Here is a 21,740-nt window from a genome sequence, read left to right on the forward strand (position 1 = left end):
CGCAAAGGCCGCCATTCTAGCGATTGCGCGGCAAAACTGCAGTATTGATGACGCATGGACCTCCCCGCAGCTCCGTGCACGGGTTCTGCAACACCACGCCGCCCCACGTGATGGTGTTTTTGTGGGGAATCTTCAAGAGGTCAACTGAGAATATTTGTGACGCTATTTAACTATCACTCCAATGTGTGTCCTATTCCCGCAACTAATTTAAATAAAACTCCGGTTAAATGTTTACTTGGTGAAACACCCTGACTATTATTGTCGCACTGTATCCCTGCCATCCAGCGCCAAACATAAGGTAGTCCCCATGTCCTTGATCAACGAATATCGCGCCACCGAAGAAGCTATCAAAGAGCTGCAAGCCCGTTTGAAGAATCTGTCCCAAGACGACAAACTGCAAACCGAGCTGGAATTCGAAGGCAAACTGCGCACCTTGATGGGCGAATACTCCAAATCCCTGCGCGACATCATCGCACTATTGGATCCAGAGTCCAAAACCAAGGCTCCACGTGGCGGCGCAGTAAAAACTACTGGCACCAAGCGTGCTCGCAAAGTTAAACAATACAAAAACCCGCACAATGGCGAAGTCATCGAAACCAAAGGTGGCAACCACAAGACTCTGAAAGAGTGGAAAGCCAAGTGGGGCGGTGATGTGGTTGAAGGTTGGGCTACCCTGCTGGGCTAAGCCGCAAGCCAGTCGCAGATTGATCCGCGACCAAAAGAACGCCAGCAATCGCTGGCGTTTTTTTATGCCTGAAAATTCAAGCGCAGATTATTTTCGTTTTCAAAGACTCAAACGTTTTCGTAATGTCTGGACATGATTCTGCCATTCACCCAGAACCTCTCGCTGAAACGATGTAGCACTAGTCGCCAGTTCAGCAGCCGCCTGCAGAAAACTATTCAACGTATTGGGAGCGCCCCATTCAGGTGCACACAAACGTTTCTGACAGAATATTCGCCAGCGTTCTTGCTCTTCCAGGCTCAACGTATCGGGAAAGTTGCGTGCGCGATAACGAAACAATAATTCAGGCAAACGTTCATCATCGAAAGGCCACTGTTCTTGTGCTAACTGCGCCGGGTCGGCAGCCCTGACTTGCTCACATAGACGCCGGTCCCGATCACCGATAAAACCGTCGTATAACTGTTGCTCGGGGTCTTGGCTTTGAGCGAAATCGTCACTGGCGTAAATACCTGTCACTTTATCTCGCCAAACTTGTTGTGCGTCACTTAGCCGCAGCGCCCGCTGCTGATAAAGCGCCATATCCAGCCCCAGACGTTGCTGATCTGCAGGACGCAGTACCGATAATGGCGCCACTACCGGGCACTTGTTTATGTGTATGAGCTTGAGCGGCACCGGCAGTTCGCCTTCGGCCAAGTCATCGCGGCGGGTGTAAAGCCGCTGACGCAAGGTTTCGGCATCCAGATCAAGCAATCCCTGAGGGTCCAGGTGCAAGTCACAGACAATCAGCGCATTGCGATTACGTGGATGCCAGGCCAACGGCAGAACCACACCCACATAGTTGCGGGCCGCCGAAAAGCGTCCGGAAATATGCACCATTGGCTGCAACAGCCGAATTTGATCCATGACTTTTTGCTTACTGCGAAGTTGAAACAGCCAGTCATATAACTTTGGCTGTTTTTCCCGAATCAGACGCGCCAACGCAATCGTGGCCCGAACATCCGACAACGCCTCGTGCGCATGCCCATGATCGATGCCATTGGCGGCGGTCAGACGTTCGAGTTTGAGCGTGACTCGCCCCTCGTCGTCCCTGGGCCAGACGAGGCCATCGGGGCGCAAGGCATAAGCCGCGCGCACCACGTCGATCAAGTCCCAGCGGCTATTGCCGCCCTGCCATTCCCGTGCGTAGGGGTCGAAAAAGTTTCGATACAGGCTGTAACGGGTCATCTCGTCATCGAAACGCAGCGTGTTGTATCCGGCCCCACAGGTGCCGGGCGCCGCGAGTTGGGCATGCACCCGTGTCATGAAATCGGCTTCGCTCAAACCCTGCTCGAGCAGACGCGCAGGCGTAATACCGGTGATCGCGCACGCCGCCGGATGCGGCAGGATGTCGTCACTGGGCTGGCAATAAAGGTTGACCGGTTCGTCTATTTCATTGAGATCGAAGTCGGTGCGAATCCCCGCCACTTGCAGCGGACGGTCGCAACGGGGGTTGATACCCGTGGTTTCATAGTCGTACCAGAAGATCGAGGTCACGGGCTGTTCCTGAACTGAAGACCGGCGAAGTCTAGGCGCACACGCGGCGCCCCGACCAGAGTTCTTGTCATTCAATCATCTCTAACCACGCACCGTGCAATACATAGTTATGTCGTTTTCCCCCGAGAGGCTGCTAGCATCCGACGGACCAGGCCACATCAAGGTTGCCCATGCTCGATACCACAGCCCCGCCAGGGAAAGCGACGCTGGCCCCGCCACTGGACACGCGGTATCACGTCGAAACGCCCGAAGGCATCGACTTGCCGCTGCGCCCGGCCGGGCTGATGGTACGCGCGCTGGCGTTCGCCATCGACCTGGCTCTGCGTGGGGCAATGCTGGGCCTGCTGTTCATTGTGTTGGCGTTTCTTGGAAAACTTGGCGCCGGGCTGGGTTCGATTCTAGTATTCGTGGTGAGCTGGTGGTACATGGTGCTGTTCGAGGTGCTCAATCAGGGCCGCTCGCCGGGCAAGCAATGGATGGGATTGCGCGTGGTGCATGACGATGGCACGCCGATCGGCTGGTCCGCGTCCTTGGTGCGCAACCTGCTGCGATTTGTCGATATGTTGCCATTCGGCTACTTCCTCGGGGCAATCAGCTGCCTGCAACATCCCACCTTCAAACGCCTCGGCGACCTGGCCGCCGGTACGCTGGTGATCTACCGCGAACAACCGCTCACCCGCCCACAGCTGCCTGATGTCCCACCGCGGCGCGCAGCCTTCACACTGACACTGAGCGAGCAACGCGCCATACTCGGATTTGCCGAACGCCAGGGTGAACTCTCCGAGGCGCGGGCCAACGAGCTTGCCTCGATACTCGCGCAACCATTGCAGGTATCGACGCCACAAGCGAGAGCCGAACTCAACGGTATCGCCCGCGCACTATTAGGCCCCACATGAAGCAAAGCCTGTTCGAAAGTCGCCACCAAGCCGAATGGGAGCAGTTTGCACTCATGCTTGAGCGGCTGGAACGAGGCGAAGACGCCTCTGGCGTCGACAGTTTCCCCAGTGATTATCGACGGATTTGCCACCACCTGGCCCTGGCTCAGGAGCGCGGTTACAGCAGTTTCCTGATCGACTCATTGCAGCAACAGGTCCTGCGCGGGCATCAACAGCTTTATCGGCATCGCAGTCGACTGGGTGCCAACGTGTTGAGTTTCATCGTCGCCGATTTCCCGCGATTGGTGCGTCAACAGTGGCGCTTCGTCCTGGCCGCCAGCCTGATGTTCTTTGGCAGCCTGATCGGCTTCGCGTTGCTGGTGTATCTGTTCCCGGAACGGGTCTACAACCTGATCCCGGCCGAGCAGGTCAGCGAGATGCAAAGCATGTACGACCCTGTCGCCGGTCATTTGGGACGTTCGGCCGAACGGGCCGCCAGTGAGAACTGGCTGATGTTCGGTTATTACATCATGCACAACATCGGCATCGCCTTTCAGACCTTCGCCAGTGGTTTGCTGTTTGGCCTGGGCAGCGCGTTTTTCCTGTTCTACAACGGGTTGATGATCGGTGCAGTGGCCGGACACCTGACGCACATCGGCTATGGCGAAACCTTCTGGTCGTTCGTGATCGGCCATGGAGCCTTCGAATTGAGCGCCATTGCCCTGGCCGGCGCCGCAGGCCTGCAACTGGGTTGGGCCTTGATCGCGCCGGGGCGTCTGCCCCGTGCCGAAGCCTTGCAGCTGGCGGCGCGCAAGAGCGTGTTATTGATTTGCGGAGTCATGTTGTTTCTGCTGATTGCGGCGTTTATCGAAGCCTACTGGTCGTCGCGGACCGGGCTCACGCCGCTGACCAAATACCTGGTCGGCTCGGCGCTCTGGGGCCTGGTGGCGATTTATCTACTGTTCGCCGGACGGACTCGCCATGCGCCTGAGTGATGCCAGTGTGGTGATTCGCCCGCGAACGACCTGGGAAGCCATGGACCTGGGCGTGCTGCTGAGTCAGCGCCATCGACGTTTGTTGATGACCAGTTGGGCCATCGTGACCTTGCCGATCTTCGCCCTGCTCACCTTGCTGTTGTGGGACTCGCCTTCTCTCGCCGTGTTCCTGTTCTGGTGGCTCAAACCGGCGTTCGATCGGCTGCCGCTGTACATCCTGTCCAAAGCCATGTTTGGCGAAACGCCCACGCTGAAGCAGGCCCTGCGCCAGTGGCCGCGCCTGCTCCAACCGCAATTACTGGCCAGCCTGACCTGGCGCCGCCTGAGCCTGAGCCGCAGTTTTCTGATGCCGGTGGTGCAACTCGAAGGTCTGTCGGGGGAAGAACGCCAACAACGTTTACGCGTGCTGCTGCAACGTAACGCGGGCGCCGCCCAATGGCTGACGATCATCGGCGTGCATCTGGAAACTGCCCTGTGGATCGGCTTGATGGTGCTGTTCTATATGTTCTTGCCGCAACAGGTCGAACTCGACTGGGGCTGGCAGACCTTGATCACCGCTGCCACCCAAGACTGGCGGTGGCTGGAACACCTGACCAATACCTTTTACGCTCTGGTGCTGATTGTCTGGGAACCGATCTATGTGGCCTGCGGCTTCAGCCTTTATCTGAACCGGCGCACGCGGCTGGAAGCCTGGGATATCGAGCTGGTCTTTCGCCGATTGCGCCAACGCTTGAGCAGCGCGGTCGTCACGCTGCTGCTGGCTGCGATCCTGCTGCTGCCGACGGCGCAAAATGGCTGGGCCGCCGAACCGAATGTTTCACCGGAATCTGCCCGTTTGCTGGAGCAACCACTGACCAGCCAGGCATCTCGGGACAGCATCAAGGCCATCCTCGAGCAGCCGCCGTTCAAGAACAAGGAAACGGTGACCCGTTATCGGTTTGGCGAAGACAAACCCGCCCCCGACTCTGCGCACGCTCAAACGCCCGCATGGCTGAAGGCGCTGTTCAGCTTGCTGGACAGCCAACGCTTTGGTGTATTGGCCAGCCTGATCGAAATGCTGCTGTGGGGCACAGTGATCGCCGCCATTGGGTTGATGATCTGGCGTTACCGCGACTGGCTGCAGGCCTTTGGCAGCCGTCGACCTACCTTGAATCGCAAAATCACACGGCCATTCGCGCAGCAGGCGTTTGGCCTGGACCTCAACCGCGAAACCCTGCCCGCCGATATCGCGGCCAGCGCCGAAAGCCTCTGGCAGACCCAGCCCCGAGAAGCCCTTGGGTTGCTCTATCGCGCCCTGCTCAGCCATTTGCTGCATGACTTCAACATGGCGCTCAAACCCGCCGACACCGAAGGTGAAGTTCTTCAGCGGGTCGAACAACTCCAACAACCTGCCTTGCTGGCCTTCAGTAAAAACCTCACCGGGCACTGGCAGAACATGGCCTACGGGCATCGCCTGCCACCGGCGCATTTGCAGCAGGAACTCTGTGACGGCTGGCGCGCGTTATTCGGCCCGGGAGCGGGCCGTTGAACCGGCGTTTGTGGCTTTCGGTCGGTGCGTTCATCGCCCTGCTGGTGGGCGCGTTGAGCATCTACCTGTATGTCAAGGCCACGCCCTATCAGGTAGAAATCGATCACGGCCCGTCTCCCGAAGCCCAGGCCAACCCGTATCTGGCGGCCGAGCATTTTCTGCGCAAACAGGGCCTGCTTGTCAGCCACGCCAACAGCCTCGACATCTTGCCTACGCTCAAGCCTCATCAGCGCAGTTTGTTGTTGCTCGGCGATCGGTCGAACATGTCGCCGCGACAGGTGGATCAGGTGTTGAACTGGACCCGGGCCGGTGGACGTCTTTTGTTCGTCGCCGAAGCGCTGTGGGATGAGAAGACCGGTCAGAGTAACGACTTGCTGCTCGATCGTGTGCAGTTGCGCCAGTCCCTGAGCAAAGACCTCAAGGAACCGCCGCCGGATCCTGAAGACGATCCCTACCCGAAACTGACCAAGCTATACCTGGAAAACGAAGAAGCGCCGGCCTACGTCGGCTTCAATACCGAGTTCCATCTCGACGACCCGAAAAACCTCGCCCACGCCTGGGCCAACAGCGGCAAGGCCACGCACATGATGCAAGTGGCTCAAGGGTTGGGCTCGATCACCGTGGTCACCGATGCCGACCTCTGGAAAACCCCGACCATCGACCAGTACGACAACGCCTGGTTACTGTGGTACCTGACGGCCGACACAGACGTGACCCTGCTGTTCACTACCGATCACGACAGTCTGCTGACCTTGCTGTGGCGCAACTTTCCACAAGCACTGGTGGCCCTGATTGCCTTGATCGCCTTGGGGTTCTGGCACGTCGGCGTGCGCAATGGCCCATTGCTCGAACCTGCCCCAAGGGCACGTCGTCAACTTCAGGAACACCTGCGTGCCAGCGCTGATTTCATGCTGCGTCGCAATGGCCAGCACAGCCTGTTGCAAGCCTTGCAGCAAGATATCCTGCGTCGTGTCCGTCACCGTCATCCTGGTTTTGAACAACTCGGCGTTGCCGAACAATGGCTCGTGCTCGCACGCCTGACTGGCCACTCCACACGCGCCGTCAGCCAGGCCATGAGCCCGCGAGCAAAGCAGCGGCTGCCCAACGCTGAATTCAGCCGTCAGGTCGCCCAGCTGCAAAATTTGAGGAACACCTTATGACTGAACAGATCGAGCCCGGTACACAGACCCACGCCGCCCAGCAGCGCCAACGCGCCAGCCAGTTGGCCCAAGCGATAAGAACAGAACTGCAAAAAGCCGTGATCGGCCAGGACATCGTGATCGACGACGTGCTCACCGCCCTGATCGCCGGCGGCCATGTACTGCTCGAAGGCGTGCCGGGGTTGGGCAAGACCTTGTTGGTACGCGCCCTCGCTCGCTGCTTCGGCGGTGAGTTCGCACGTATCCAGTTCACCCCGGACCTGATGCCCAGCGACGTCACCGGGCACGCGGTGTACGACTTGCAAACCGAGCAATTCAAACTGCGCAAAGGCCCGCTGTTTACCCACCTGCTGCTGGCCGACGAGATCAACCGCGCCCCGGCGAAAACCCAGGCTGCGCTGCTCGAAGCCATGCAGGAACGCCAGGTTACCCTCGAAGGCCGCGCCCTGCCGATCGCACAACCGTTCATGGTACTCGCCACGCAAAACCCCATCGAACAGGAAGGCACTTACCCGTTGCCGGAAGCCGAACTCGACCGCTTCATGCTCAAGGTACGCATGGACTACCCCGATGCCGAGCAGGAATTGAACATGGTGCGCCAGGTCAGCCGCTCGACCCGCGCCGACATGCTGGATGTGCAACCATTGCGCACCGTGTTGCAAGCCAAGGATGTGCTGGCCTTGCAACGCATTGCCAGTGAGCTGCCCATGGATGATCAGGTACTCGATTACGCCGTGCGCCTGGCCCGCACCACCCGAACCTGGCCGGGGCTGACCCTCGGCGCCGGGCCTCGTGCATCAATCGCGCTGGTACGTTGCGCCCGCGCCCGGGCCTTGTTGCGCGGTGGCGAGTTTGTGATCCCGGATGACATCAAGGGCTGTGCACTGTCGGTGTTGCGTCACCGGGTACGGATTGCCCCGGAGCTGGACATCGAAGGGCTGGACGTCGATCAGGTGCTCCGGCAGTTGCTCGACCAAGTGCCGGCACCACGGCTGTGACCGACACTCCCGTGGCGAGGGGGCTTGCCCCCGTTGGGCCGCGAAGCAGCCCCACAACCTATCGACGCGTAATGTCAGATAAAACGCGTCTGCCTGTTTTACGACGGCTTCGCAGTCGAACGCGGGCGAGCCCGCTCGCCACAGAGGTACTGTTCCAGATTCTTGAATGCAATCCCTGCCAGAGAGCCGCGACACGATGAAACCCTCTCGCCTGCTGCTGATCTGGCTCGCGGCCCTGCTGGCCATCGGCATCGTGCTGGGCACCTTGCGAGCCTTGGACATCGCCGTTCCATCGAACCTGTTATCGATCAACTGGGGATTGCTCCTGGCGCTGCTGGCCTTGGCGATACTCGACGCCATCCGCCTCGAACGACTGCCCTCGCCTCGCGTGCAACGGCAAATGCCCGGCAGCCTGGCGCTTGGTCGATGGGGCGACGTGCGACTGGAGGTCGAGCATGATTTCGCTCAACCGCTGAATGTACAAATCTTCGACCACGCCCCGGAGGGCCTGAGTTTCGAAAACCTGCCCCTGTCGGTCGAACTGCAACCCGGCCAGCACAGCCAGATCGGCTATCGCCTGCGCCCCCTCAAGCGCGGCCACTTTACCTTTGACCGCTGCGAAATCAGCCTGCCGAGCCCAATGGGCCTGTGGTCAGGCAAGCGTCTATTGAACGTAGTCGACAGCACCCGCGTCTACCCCGACTTCGCCCGCCTCTACGGCGGTCAATTGCTGGCGGTGGACAACTGGCTCAGCCAACTCGGCGTGCGCCAACGCCCACGTCGTGGCCTGGGCATGGAGTTTCACCAGTTACGGGAATTCAGAGAAGGCGACAGCCTGCGCCAGATCGACTGGAAAGCCACCGCCCGCCAACGCACACCAATTGCCCGTGAATATGAGGACGAACGCGATCAGCAAATCATGTTCCTGCTCGATTGCGGCCGGCGCATGCGCAGCCAGGACGATGAACTGTCACATTTCGATCATGCGCTCAACGCCTGCCTGTTGCTCAGCTACGTGGCCTTGCGCCAGGGTGATGCGGTGGGTTTGTGTACCTTCGCCGGCGATCAGGCACGCTACCTCGCACCGATCAAGGGCGCCAGCCAACTCAATGTGTTGCTCAATAGCGTCTACGATCTCGCTAGCAGCAAACGCCCCGCCGACTATCAGGCAGCGGCTAATCAATTGCTGGCAAGACAGAAACGCCGGGCGCTGGTGGTGCTGGTGACCAATCTGCGTGATGAAGATGATGAGGGTCTGGTTGGTGCGGTCAAACACCTGAGTCAGCTACATCAGGTGCTGGTGGTCAGCTTGCGCGAAGAAGCCCTCGATCGAGTGCGACATGCGCCGGTGCAGACGTTGCCGGAAGCGCTGGCCTATTGCGGCACGCTGGATTACCTGAACGCACGGGCCGAACTCCATGAGCGGTTGAATGCTCATGGGGTTTCGGTGCTGGATGCAAGGCCTGGGGAGTTAGGTACGGCGTTGGTGACGCGGTATCTGGGATGGAAGCGAGTGGGCGCACTCTGACGCCCCCACCCTACTTATCAAACTGATCGTCAACAGCGTACGAGGCAGGCAACGGAATGCTGCCCAACGACATCGTATTACCCGGGGACAGCTTGGCCAGGCGGGATGCGGAGGCAAACACGTTAAAGCTTGCGTCCTGGATATCGCCCAGTTGCAACCTCCATGACACACCCTCGGCAGTCATCATCTGTGACTGCCCCCAATCGGGGGTCAGTATGGCTCCAATATCGCGAGCCTCGATGCCACCCACCCCCAGTGCAACAGCTCGACCTACCAAGGGGTTACTCGCATTATCCGGTTTCAACTTGATGGTGTAGTTACCGCCTCGACGTGGAAATGCCGTTTTGCGGCCAATCTGATCCGGCTGCGGATCATCATTGAATTGAAACTTGAGATCGTCCCATGGAAGTTTCTCCAGCGCCTTAACAGAAAACTCTGTGGATAACGTTTCTCCGCTATAGCGGTTCTGGAGGCTTGCCTTCACCACAAAGTCATCAGCGGTTGGTGGAACGTACCTACACATCGCCCATCCTCCCTGACCAGTTGGTTCCGTCACATCGGATCGTCCGGGCAGCTCGAACTTGACCTGTACATCCCGCACAGGATGCCCGTTGTAGTAAGACACCACTTGAAGGCCCATTTGGGACTGTTCACTGTCCGTCAGTACAGTATCCATGGGTGGTTGTCGCTCGGCTGCGATACGGAAACGGTGAACACCCAATGACATGTGAATAGAGGAATAGATCAGATCCAGCTCAGGGAAAAACAGCTCCAGCGAAAATGGCTCGATACGCTGGGTGTAAAGGCAGCCAAGTTGCCATTTGATGCCCGAGGCATCGAGCCGCACTGCCAGATCCAGCTCCGGGGAAAACAAAATATTCAACTTGTCCTCGGGGGCATCCCTGAAACGCAAGGCCACCTTCAGACCTGATAACGGACTATTCACTTTCGGCCAGAACCATAAGTCATGCTGGGCACCAATGCAGGGATAGGCACCTTTCTGGCTTTCGAACATCACCTGATCCAGTGCAAGACTGCCTTCAACGTCAATCGATCTTGAAAGCGCCCGCCCTGGCACTGTCCAAGGGTCGAGCATGTCGCAACACACCTGCAAATCGAAACGGGCGCTTTCGGTCGAATTGAACTTCACCTTCCAGCTCAGTCCCGTAGACGTCAATTTCCGCCTTTGCTCCATCGGCGGATCGGTCACAAGCCCCAGATCCGGGTTGGTATCCGGCCAGCCCAGGTAAATCTCCTGATCGAGCAAACCGTCACCGCTGGGCATCAGTTTCAATGTGCCTTCATCTTCCAGAAACGCATAGATCCCGATCGAACCAGGTTCTTTGTCATTCATGGTCAATATGGCCATTTTGAGCCAAGGCTCTTCGCCTATTACCGTGACGTTGAAATCGTGTGTGAACGAAGTATCGTCATACCGGTTATCCACCTTGGCGGTGACTTTAAAGGAACCTTCCACGCTGGGGATAAACTCATATTCACTGACTCCGTCGACGCCGGTTTGCCGTAATTCTTCATCCGGCTCCAGAGTCCAGAGCACGTCAACCTCTTTGGCCTCAAGCACATTCGATATTTTCGACTTCACCTGAAGCGCCAATGGCAACGGAACCGGACTATCCAGACAGGGAAACCGGGTCGCCTCTTTCACCCAGCCTTTCTCCACCCAATTGTGAGCCAGGCTCATCGGCTTGAGGTTGGATCGCTCCTTGAGCCTGGAGCTTTCAAGTTGCAATGAGAATTGGCCGTTTTTCCAGTTTCCGCAGACCATCGCCCATCGCATCAGCGTTGCAGATTGCGGATGTGGCTGACTCAGGAGAGGATCGAACGTTACCTGCAGCGACTCCGGAGTATCAGGTGTACTGATGGAAAACAGAATGAGATCGGTATCCAGCAGCGGACTGCCCTCAGGTAGCGTCAACCAAATCTCATGGGAGCCCCCGCGGTTGGGATACAGCACCTTGTCCCAGCTTCCCAACGCCAGGGCATCCAATCTGACTTGAACATCCAGCCAGGGATCACTCTGTAGCGCCCATACCTCAAACACATGCAGCGCATCTTCAGGCTTATAAAAGCTGTCTACTTTGGCGACAATCTGCTGCTTGCCCATCACATCAGGTTCATAGTCGAAGCGGGCCTCTCCGGATTCATCCGTTTCGCCATTAGACAGTTCAACCTCGCCCCGATACCAACGCACCATGCGCCCAGCCAGTGGCTGAGCTGTATAGTGCGATTGAACCCGTGCGACCAGTTCAACCGTTTGCTTGAGGTCAATCACCGGGTAATACGCCGCCTCCTTTACTGCGACAACATCAAGCCGAAAATGGCCGGACAGGGTTTCAAGCACATAAGGATTTGCGGTGAAGGTACTTTCGATCAACAGTTCGTGCCTGACCCCTTCCTCGTCGGGCAAATCCGCGCAGCTGATTTGCCACGGGCTTTCGATGAGATGTTCTCCGTCCGGCAATACGCTGACCGGAGCCCCCGGAGCTGGAATTGCACCATCCACCAGCAAGCCGATGTCCGTGCCCTTCCAGACACTGTCATCGGCCGGCTCGAATCTGAGCGTTGCGGCTTGGTCGGCTGCGGCGCCAAGGCATAACCTCAAAGGTCTGCGAAGGTCTTGCGGCGCGCCGTCCAGCCATACCTGCTTGAGACGCAAATCCTCCAGCCGCAATTCAACCTTGATCTGAGTCACGCGCAAGCCACGAAGCATGCCGGGCTGATCATTGGCCGGTGAACCGAAGCCGACAGTGACTTCGGTTTCATCTGCTTCCAGCTGGATATCTCTCTCCATCAGTTCCAGACGCAGATCCAGTGGCTCTTCCGGATCTTCGCCTTCTTCGGGATCCAGAGTCGGTATCAGGTCGTAGCACTGCTGCCCGCCCTTACCCGGTTTCAAGAGCACCCAACAGACGGCCCCTTGAGTCGCCTGATACCAGAAACTCACCCGGTAAACCGCCCGGCCCGTGGTGGGGCGCGGAAGATCGCGCAAGGTGATGGTCTGCTCGGCTTCACCTTTATTGACCAGGCGCATATGGGCGGTTGGCACGCCGTCCCATAAATCCGTCTGTTTCGTTACTTTGGCCGGGTCATTGAGAGTCCAGCCATCCTCCAGATCATTCTGAAAATCACCGTTTCTGATGAAGTTGTAATCGGCAGTAACCTTTTGCTCACTCATGATGATATTTCTCCAGCCCAATCAACCAGTGTCGGGGATGACGCAATCAAGTCCTGGCCCTGAGTTCACTTTCAACGTCGTCGGCAAAATCCGGCCCACCGTCCCTGGCCGAATACACCAGGCGAACAACGATTTCGGTTAATGAATGAAAGAGCGCTTGTTGCGGCGGTTGATCGTGTCGGGGGAAGGACAACCTCCAGCTCGACACGGCGCCGGTGCCTTCGAAGGGACCATAGCGAGTGCTGTCCAAGTCCACGCCCGCCGTACCGTTATCGGTCAGGCCATCGGATACACAGATCTGCTGGTACGGACGCACGTTGTTGATCACTCCTTCTGGCAGCGGATCTGCGGGTGGAGGCTTGTGCAGGTACCGAACCGACTCCAGGGTTGGTTCGGTCGCGGTATGGCTGCCGAGTTGAGTCAGGACGGCCCGAATATTTTCATAGGGGCCAAGCAAGGCCGGAAAGGTCAGCTCGAGCAAAACGATCTGCCGGCAATAGTGCCCCGGGTAATCTTCGTCGAGCATTTTCTGGGTAATCTGGAAATCCAGATGATCGAGCGTCCCCTTGAGCAGGTCGGCCCACTCCTCGGGCGACACCCATTGGCTCAAGGCAATGGTCTTGACCAGCGTCAGTCGTCGCTCGTTGCGCTTGATATAAGCGGCCTCCAATTTCAGCAAGGCCAATTGCAGGTACTCCGGAGCGGTCAGACCGTGATAGGCATCAAGCCAGAGGTTCGGCTGGATAAAGCGCTCCTTGTAATGACCCATTTCATACTGCCAACAAGTCTCGGCGTTCAGGCAGAGCGACACCACCGCATCGTAAGCCTGGAAGTACAGGCTCTTCATTTGCCCCAACAGCCAACTGTAAAGCTGCTGGTTGGAACTGCGGTTCTTGTAAAAGGCATACAGCGCCTGCGCCTGTCCATTGGATATCTCCGTCTGCTGCAGACTGGATTCGGCCGCATTGATCGCGTGTTGTTGCGCCACAAGCTGCGCCTGCAAGGCAGCGATCTCCAGATCAGCCTGATCGCGAGCCTGTTCCCATTCTTGCTGCCGACGCCGGTATTGCTCATTGGTGGCTGCTTGTTCGGCTTCTATCAGCATCAGGCTGGTGGCTAGCTCAAAGCCATTGCTGATCGCATAGGGAATGGCCGACAAACGATACCCGCCCCCGGCCGTGCCGAAGATGTTGGGCAACAGATCAAGACTTGCGCCCACCATTCTTGATGCTGACGCTCCGAGGCTGATGGACTTGGCCAAAACGGTTTTCTCCAGAACGTCAGCCTCGGTAATGGAAACCCCTTCGTGGGCCAGTGCGTCGTAATAGGCTTTGCGCTGTTCGGCCACCGCCTTGCTTTGCACCAGCGCCTGACGCGTCGCCTTCATTTGGGCCAGCGTTTCCTCTTGCACCGCTTTGGCGTAACTGCCGAGCTCGATCAGATGGCTTTGCTGCAACTCCTCCTGTTCTGCCCGATCGCGTTGTTCCATGTACAGGCGAACCTGGGCGGAAAAACCGGCGAGGGTCTGCACGGCACGGGATGCCAGTTCCAGCACGACACGGAAACGATACGGTACGACCTGCACCTGCCCGCCGGGGCTGCGCCCCTCTCCCAGACCGCCCTGAGCCTGTGCCCGCAGGATTTCCTTCGGACTGATCGGAGCGTCGAACAGGGGCAGGTTCAAGGGCTTGCCGTCAATCGAGAGGTCATTGCGCAGATTGGAAACTCGTTGCCTGAGCAAGGTAAACAACCCTGTCACTTGCTCGCTGGCCGGCGGACGAAACACGCCGCTGCCCAACAGGCCGAATCGCGGCTTCGTTTGCATGCTTAACGGCACATCTGCAAGGTTCAGATCGAAGCCTTTCTCAAAGGTTTTGAGCAGGTGGCGATCAGCAACCTCTTCCATCAGTTGCTCAAGGGTTTTGCGCTGCCAGGTATTCGCCGTTCGCGTGTCCGGCTCCTCACCCAACATAGAGAGCGCACGCACGTAGTACAACTTGGCCGCTCCCAGGCTGTCGCGTGACAACTGACGATAGAACCAGTCCCCCCAATCAATCAGGTTCTGCACATAGCGCATGAAAATGGCGATCTGCAAGTGAATTGGTTTCGTATAGCCGATGGCGTCTGGATCGTACGGCGCAGAGACCTCATAGGCGGGATTCAGTACATTGGCCAATGGTCGGCAACGCCAGTAAGCCGGAGCCGGGATCACTTCGGGCTGGTCGGGATCAGCCAGGATTTCACGGGCCATGGGGTCGAAGATATATTCGAACCATCCCTGAGCTTCCCGGAACCGCCCTTCTTCTTTCAGCCGCGACCCCACCAGATCCGGCACATGGAAAAACAGTTCCCAGAAATACCGGCCATTGCTTCCCTCGAACGGCCCGTTGTTTTCCACTGAGCCATCAGGCATGGGCGGCTCGGCGACATATTGGGTGTCATAGGACAGCACTGCGTCGACCGAAACCGCCGCACGCGCCACCAGGACTTTGCCAAAAAGTGAATTCAGACGCACATGCCTGAGGTTTTGCGCAGCATTGTTGAAGCTCAAAAACTGCGCACCACTGGAGTCGCTCTTGTGCAACGACGGGATGTCCAGCAGCCTTGAAGCGGTGCCCAACGTCACACCAAAATTCATTCGTCCGTATCCGGGTGCACTGTCCTCGACCCCGAATCGAAAGGGAATTGGCACGCCAATCGGAAAGGCGTAGGGCCCGATATTGGTTGCATCGCGACGATAAGTGATCCAGGGCGTGCTGTAGTGTCCGTCCAGTTCACCCGTGGAAACCCAGTCAACGGGATCGTCCACCGTTCGCGCATCGAATGCCAGTTTCAAGGGGACACCGGCATACAGAATCTTCGGCACCAGCACGTTGGCCGGATTATGCAATGTCGGCCCCAGACCATTGATTGAGAACCCCGCTCCGGCTTGCACCGTCTCCGGAGAGCTGCTCAGCAGCGTTTTGAGGGAGTCGCCGGACAGAGTGACATTCTGGTTATAGACCCACACACCTGAACCGGCCGGTGTTTCAACGAAATCGGCGGCAGGGATTATTTGTAGTTCGGTGTTGCCGTGTTTCAGCGAAAGTTCAACAGCAGGTTTTATCCGCGTATTGAGGGTCACCGCCAATACGTCTGTCCCTGCCTCTATCAGGCTGACCTCTACCTCCTGATTTGCCAGATGCCCTCTCCAGCCGATGGACAACCGCCCCAGCAAACGACCGCTTTCGATGACGGCCGAACACTCTCCGCGCACCCGCAGCACATCCCAGATCCGACCATTCTCGCTACGTTCGCGGGTATGGATCGCCTCGAGCGACAAATACCCGGTAATGCTGCCCGGTACATCCGGGCTGGCCTCAATCGTGACGCTCGAAAGATCGGCCGGAAGAATTTTGTGCTGCAAGGTATCTGGCTGCATGAATCGGGCAAACGTCAGCTCCAGCATCGTCAGTCGATGGTCCGCAACCTTGCGAAATATTGCATCGCGGGTTTCGTGGATCTCGATTTCATGAGACCCGGAGATATTGTCCAGTGACGATCGATTGGTGTAGCACACCGCCAATTGATCTTCACGGGGATCCCCGCCGCCAACGTTTACCGCAATCAGCCGACCATCGGACACATCGTGTTCAAACTCGCTTTGAAAGATTGTGAAGGGCGGCGACCATTGACCATTGAGCCCGGCGAAGGCGGTTTTGATATCCAGTGCCCAAGGCACCTGCACCCGCCCGTCCTGATCCATTTGCCGGTCTTGCCATTCCACCCACACCAGCAGCAAGCGCCCGGCAAAATACACCGGCCGCATATCCAGTACCCGTCCAGTGGCAGCCGTATCGATCGGCTGCCACTCGCTCCAGGCAGTAGGGTTGAGCGTTATGCTCCCATTGTTCAGTTCGACCCCGGCCTTGCGCCAGTAATAGCCGAAAGGGGGTGTACGCTCCTTGCCGACAAAGTAATAGGTCGCTTCCTGAAAATTCCCGCCATCGATATACCCGCTTTGAATTTCCAGATCACAGGTGCGCTGAAATGTCTGCAGGTAATCGAACAACGCCGACTGTACGGCGCCGTCACTGAGGCGCGTCTGGTTAAGGCTGTTCTCCAGTGTTCTGAACAGCGCGGTTTTTTTCAGCCGCAACTCGGGAATGATGAACTCTTCAGGATAGTCGGCCAGTTTTTGATAACCGGCCCAAGTGCCGTAATGGCTCAACCGCTGATGCCACTCCTGCAAGTCCTCCTCATCGAAGTAGGCATCCTCGTAGCCGGGTTCCATATCGTTAAAGACCGAATGGATCTGTTGCTGGAGACTTCTGACGGCTTCCGATAGCCAAGTGGCCTGTGGCTGGGTACCAATTTTCGGATCGAGCTTCAAGTACTCGTACAGATCCTCCATCGTATCCAACGCCACGACACCATCCCAGAGTTTCTGCCCGAGAATGAGTTCGGCCATTGCAGCGCAACGCCGCTGTGCCAATTCGGGAATAAACAGAGTGTCCATGTTCGGCTGTCCTTGTAGAAGCGCCGCCGGAGCAAGCCCAGCCGCGAAAATTCGAAGCACCTTTACCGTTCTGACAAGCGATGACACGACTTACGAAGGAGCCCTGCTCAAACTGCCGTCCAGCGCCAGGACTTCGTCCAGCTCATTCACATACAAGCCCAATGTAAAGGGGCCACGCCTGATACCGCTGATGGTGATTATCCAGGCCTTGGGCTGATCAGAAATGTCATATTCCTGCGCTAACGGTGGATCGAAGGTCAGCCCGAGCAGGCTTGAACTTGGGTAATCGGGCTTCGAACTCCAGCCTAGGGCGGCCTTTTTTCCGTGGATTATTGAGCTGCTTGTGGAAATGCTCAGTGTGTATTCACGCCCGGAGTACAGCTTGAGTTCGCCGGAACCTGGAACGATCACCTCTTGCGCGGCGATATCGTTGACTGTGGACTCGAGCGTCACCCGCCAATTGATGGCCTCGACCACGGTCACATCGAATGGCCGATTTTCGTCCGCTGAGAACGCTACACTCGCAGTGATCCGGTACTGTCCGGCGGTGTCGGCAAGGAAGGGAAGAACCGAGCGACCGTCAACGTCGGTGGCAATCGTGGTGGTGATCGGAAAACCCGCCCCGCCAGCTGGAACGGTGTCGACTTGCCACTCGATCGGCACATTGGGCACCGCAAGCCCGGCAGGTGAACGCTCTTCCCTGACATCGATCCAGAACAGGCTCGGTTTCGTGGCACCCGCCACTGGGAATCGCACGTCAGCAGAGTAATCGGCAATCAGCGCAGCCGCCGCCACCGGTAAATCGAGGCTCAAGGGCCTGTCCGCCCCGTGCTGCACAAAGACCGTCAGCGGGCCTTGCGTGAGCGAGTTCAGGTCAAGGGTGCAAAGCCCGTCTTGATTGCTGATCGTCGACAGCCTGGCGGGGTCCTTGCTGGTCCACCATAGAACCGTTTCATCGACCTGGGGTGCCCCGTCAAGTCCGACCACCCGGCACTGGACGCTCAAAGGCTGCCCCAGTACAGCCGCTGAAATGGCATACGGCGCGGCCTCCAGGTAGGGCATGTCTTCAAACGTTACCTTGCCGTTGAACTGGGCCGTGACTTCGGTATCAGGATAAGTCACCGACACTTGGGCTTCTCCCTCCTCCTGACTGATTAGCCGAACGCGTGTAGTGCCGCTGCTGTCGGTAAAGGTTTCGCCCGGTTGAATAGTCCCCAGCGTCGTGCGCCAGACCACCAGTCGGCCCGGGGCGCGATTGCCGAACTCGTCCAGCAGCACCGCGTAAACCTCCACTTCCCCCAGCCCTCCCGCCAGAACCGGCTCTCTGGGCAACGTCGACATCAATTCGGAAGGGAAAGCGAGAGACTCTTCATGACAACCGATCACGACGGCGGGCGCATAGACCGCCTCGCGCAAATCCAGCCGATAGGCAACATGGGCGACGCCCATGGTTGAACCGGCCTGCAGTTGAACCCCGGTTTTGCCCTGGGCGTCAGTGCGGGTCAGCGTCTCGCGCAGTACACCACGGGTGGTCGTCCAGTGAACCGGCACTCCCTTGAGCGGTTCGCCATAGAAATCGAGTACGGTGCATTCGAACTCGGCGTAATCGTGCGCCAGATTGGCGATCAAATGCTTCGTGTCGACCACACACCGAGTACTCACGGTCTGTCCGACCTCGCCCGATTGTTGTGCCACTTTCAACGCCTGCGGCTTGGCCAGCGTCTCCAGTACTCTTTGTGCCGCCTGGGCAAATTCGGACTCCGGAGCCCTGGGCGTCAATGCACCCAACAGGAACCCGGTGGCCGCATCCAGGCCATTGCCCGACATTTCCTGCGTACGACTCAACAGGTCCAGTTGAGCCAGATTACGTAAAACCGGATTGATCTGGGGGTTACCGTTGGCATCCACCGGCACGACGGCAGCCACACAGTCGAGCACGTGACGAATCCCGAAACGGAACAACTGCGCCAGTTTTTCAGCCGCAGCGTCGCGTACCAATCGCCGAGGGTCGGGGTCAAGGTACTCCGGCAACTGATTGACCTGCCGCAAGTAGTCCAAGACCTTGGCTTCAGGCTGTTGAGCCAACAGCAGCAGCTTTGTATAAAAAACCAGGTAATACAGGGTCTTGATAGAGATTTCGTAGCGGCTCTCCAGGCTGAACCACTCGTACTGCTCCTCAGTCAACAGCGTGTCCAGCATCTCGGCGCTCAACGCCAAGCGGCTCACGATCCGGCTGCGCCGCTCCAGCTCCATCAATAATTTCAAGAAGGGTTCGACGGGTTCAGGCTCAGGCCCGGTCCACTTGACCTTGGCATTTTCAGGCCCGGCCAGGGCACGTTCGAGCAGGATGAAAGCACTGCCCTCGGCCCAAAACAGCACCCTTGCCACCCGGTCGGATGAAAGACCCAAATGCACCGCAAGCACTTCGTAGACGGCCGACCGTTGCTCGGCCCGAACCCGCAGCAGCACTGAGAGAATGGTTGTTCGGGCGTAATCACGCTCCTCGGTCTCAGTGTCCGGGATCACATCCTCCACGGCGAGATCGATCTCTTTGCGGGCCCATTGCAGGTAATCGGCCTCCGTCTCTTCGTAGCGACTTTTCACCAATCCGGTGACGTCAATCAACGCTGCAAGTGCCGTCAGCCAACGGCCGGGCTCTTGCGGGTCATATACACCCTCCTCAAGCAACATCACCTCAAGGAACAACACCGGTTGTGCCTGCTCACGCAAACGCTGAAGCATGTGTTTCTGAACTTCGGTGGCGACGGTCGGCACGCTCACCGGTCCGATGTTCTGCACCAGCCATAACACGCTGAAATCATTGGCCTTGCACCATTGCACAGCAGACATCAGTGCCCGTATCACACTCAGGACGTCTGTTTCTTCACCTGTGACATGGCTACTCACCTGTGGTGCGCCCGCCAGTTCCACGATCCAGACCTCTCCTCCCAGCGCCTGCAGCAAGGCCGTGGCTTCGACCGGCGTGACCCCGAACAGCCGCGCCAGCCTCACCAGACGATAAAAACTGGAAAACACCGCCAGACTGCGGGGCATGCGAATGGAATAGCCGAAAGCATCGGCGATGACTGCCGACAGATAGCGATAGGTCTCAAAGTTGATCTGCAACCCGGCGCAGATCTGGTGCACAGTGGACTGGTCAGCCTCGGAACGAGGAATCACGGCAAACTCGACGTTGTCGATCCGCAATGGCTCGATATAAACCGACTGACTGTTGTACACCTGGTCAAAGTGAGAAAGTTCCTCGTTTTGCCCATACACCGACAGCACATCGATGAACACCGAAAAATCCCTGACCGAACACTGGTACTGCGCCCGTAGCTCCTGAAACAGTCCTATTGCACGCAACATGTTATCCGTCACCCATACAGCGGTATTCGGGTGACCACGCCGTTCGGCATGATTGGCCGCCATCATCAGTTGGTCGGTTTCACTGCTGGCAAGCCTCAGCCAACGATCGAGCCGGCACTTGCGGTTGATCCGATCCATTCGGTGTTGATTTTCGTCATCGACATTCTGCAATTCAAAGGTATCCGCAGGGCCGGTACGAGCCAGGCCAATCGGCGGATTACGCTCTGCATGAATAAGCGGATCAAGCGCTCCATGAATAAATGCGGCGCCATAAACCGCTCCGCTCACCTCGACCTCTGGATTCACCAGCGCGGGAGCGTTTTCGGATAACAAGGGCATAAAATTGCCGAGCGCGAAGAGCGCCTCAACGCCCTGCTGATCCAACTGTGTGGCCAGATAAAAGACCCACAATTGCTTCAAATCCAACGGCCCTATGTAACCGAAATTATCCCTGTAAAAATCGCTCGGCATTCCAGGCTCGGGCTCGCCGGTGGTTGCCGAAAAATATCCGGGCTCCAGCAACAAAGCCTGCCGGACCGGTCCGAGTTCCAGGCTCAGGCGCATGGCAATGTCGGATTTGCTGCCCCGGGCGCTCGGATGGATGAAATACGGGGCATCGGGGTCGACCAGGCGAAGGATGTCACCCAACGACTCATAGCCTGCAAGCTTGAGGACCGCTTCAATGCTTTGATAGGACTGGTCATGAGGAAGCCCGTTGGGATACCGGACGCGCCGTAATACCGCGTCAACGTCCTCTTCCCCCAAACGACTCTTTATCTGACTGGCCAATACCTGCGAAACAATCTCCATCGACGGCACAACGCGATCCACTGTCAGGTGGTCGATATAGGTTTGCCCCAGATCAGGCCGGCGCGTGTCCAGGAGCAATTTATCGCCCTGGCTGCCTGTGCTTTCCAGCTTACTCACCCATTCGCGAAGTTCGACCAGATAAGCCGTGGTGGAATAACTGGATTGAATCGAACCTTTGGGGCTGCACAACGCATAGTTTGGGGAGAACAATCTGGAATAAGTCGGCCCTTGCCTCAGCGCACGTAACGGAAACAGCGTTTGCCCTTCAGGCCGCAGAGCCTGCTCCCGAAAGGCACGGGCAATAAACGTCGCCACGGCCCTGGCCCGGCTGTCCAGTCTGTGAGCCTCCTCTTGTTGCAACCCCAATATCCGCAAGCCTTCGACGCCCTGCTCGATCAAATCGAAGACGCTGGGATTTTTCTCTATGAAAGCCTTGAGATCAGCCAGCTCGAGGAACCGTCCTTCACCCAGAACAGTGTTCAGCAAGCGTTGAATGGGAGATTTCGATTCGATCACTTGGAATCGCTCCTGCGGGGTTCGTCAGATGAACGTCGTGGATGTCCATCAC

11 protein-coding genes are annotated in these 21,740 nt (G+C 57.8%); 7 read left to right on the forward strand and 4 right to left on the reverse strand.

Translation table 11 applies throughout. The annotated features are described in order from the left end of the window. The first annotated feature begins 307 nt into the window (after window positions 1-307). Window positions 308-685: a histone-like nucleoid-structuring protein MvaT gene (gene mvaT, locus BZL43_RS10240; RefSeq protein WP_007933316.1), complete on the forward strand. Its 378-nt coding sequence runs from the start codon at window positions 308-310 to the stop codon at window positions 683-685. A 99-nt stretch (window positions 686-784) separates the two neighbouring features. Here mvaT and sbcB read toward each other — a convergent pair whose 3' ends face one another. Beyond that, window positions 785-2,215, reverse strand: a complete 1,431-nt coding sequence (gene sbcB, locus BZL43_RS10245; protein ID WP_095632197.1) for an exodeoxyribonuclease I — start codon at window positions 2,213-2,215, stop codon at window positions 785-787. Window positions 2,216-2,385: 170 nt separating this feature from the next. Between sbcB and BZL43_RS10250 the strand changes: the two genes are divergently transcribed. The 6 genes from BZL43_RS10250 (at window position 2,386) to BZL43_RS10275 (ending at window position 9,299) form a co-directional block, all read left to right on the forward strand. After that, window positions 2,386-3,111, forward strand: a complete 726-nt coding sequence (locus BZL43_RS10250; RefSeq protein WP_095632198.1) for an RDD family protein — start codon at window positions 2,386-2,388, stop codon at window positions 3,109-3,111. After that, window positions 3,108-4,085, forward strand: coding sequence for a stage II sporulation protein M (locus BZL43_RS10255; RefSeq protein ID WP_095632285.1), 978 nt, complete (start codon window positions 3,108-3,110; stop codon window positions 4,083-4,085). The genes BZL43_RS10250 and BZL43_RS10255 overlap by 4 nt, the downstream gene beginning before the upstream one ends. Continuing rightward, window positions 4,072-5,613 carry a DUF4129 domain-containing protein gene (locus tag BZL43_RS10260; RefSeq protein ID WP_095632199.1) on the forward strand — a complete coding sequence of 514 codons (1,542 nt, stop codon included), beginning with the start codon at window positions 4,072-4,074 and terminating at the stop codon, window positions 5,611-5,613. The genes BZL43_RS10255 and BZL43_RS10260 overlap by 14 nt, the downstream gene beginning before the upstream one ends. Further along, entirely contained in the window at window positions 5,610-6,773 is a 1,164-nt protein-coding gene (locus BZL43_RS10265; RefSeq protein ID WP_095632200.1) for a DUF4350 domain-containing protein, read from the forward strand. Before BZL43_RS10260 ends, BZL43_RS10265 begins: the two co-directional genes overlap by 4 nt. Then, on the forward strand, window positions 6,770-7,771 hold the full coding sequence (locus BZL43_RS10270) for a MoxR family ATPase (RefSeq protein WP_095632201.1): 1,002 nt from the start codon (window positions 6,770-6,772) through the stop codon (window positions 7,769-7,771). Before BZL43_RS10265 ends, BZL43_RS10270 begins: the two co-directional genes overlap by 4 nt. Before the next feature lie 196 nt (window positions 7,772-7,967). Further along, a complete protein-coding gene (locus tag BZL43_RS10275; RefSeq protein ID WP_095632286.1) occupies window positions 7,968-9,299 on the forward strand; it encodes a DUF58 domain-containing protein in 1,332 nt (443 codons plus the stop codon). A 10-nt stretch (window positions 9,300-9,309) separates the two neighbouring features. On the opposite strand, the gene BZL43_RS10280 is transcribed toward BZL43_RS10275, so the two are convergent. From BZL43_RS10280 to BZL43_RS10290, 3 genes are all read right to left on the reverse strand, one after another. After that, window positions 9,310-12,495, reverse strand: a complete 3,186-nt coding sequence (locus BZL43_RS10280) for a hypothetical protein (protein ID WP_095632202.1) — start codon at window positions 12,493-12,495, stop codon at window positions 9,310-9,312. A gap of 46 nt (window positions 12,496-12,541) precedes the next feature. Beyond that, the gene (locus BZL43_RS10285) at window positions 12,542-16,993 is read right to left on the reverse strand and encodes a neuraminidase-like domain-containing protein (protein WP_095632203.1); all 4,452 of its coding nucleotides are present in this window, start codon (window positions 16,991-16,993) and stop codon (window positions 12,542-12,544) included. 90 nt (window positions 16,994-17,083) lie between these two features. Further along, window positions 17,084-21,571, reverse strand: a complete 4,488-nt coding sequence (locus BZL43_RS10290) for an Ig-like domain-containing protein (protein WP_168185081.1) — start codon at window positions 21,569-21,571, stop codon at window positions 17,084-17,086. Window positions 21,572-21,740: the final 169 nt, after the last annotated feature.

It is taken from the genome of Pseudomonas sp. PICF141, from assembly GCF_002286815.1.
GTDB lineage: Bacteria > Pseudomonadota > Gammaproteobacteria > Pseudomonadales > Pseudomonadaceae > Aquipseudomonas.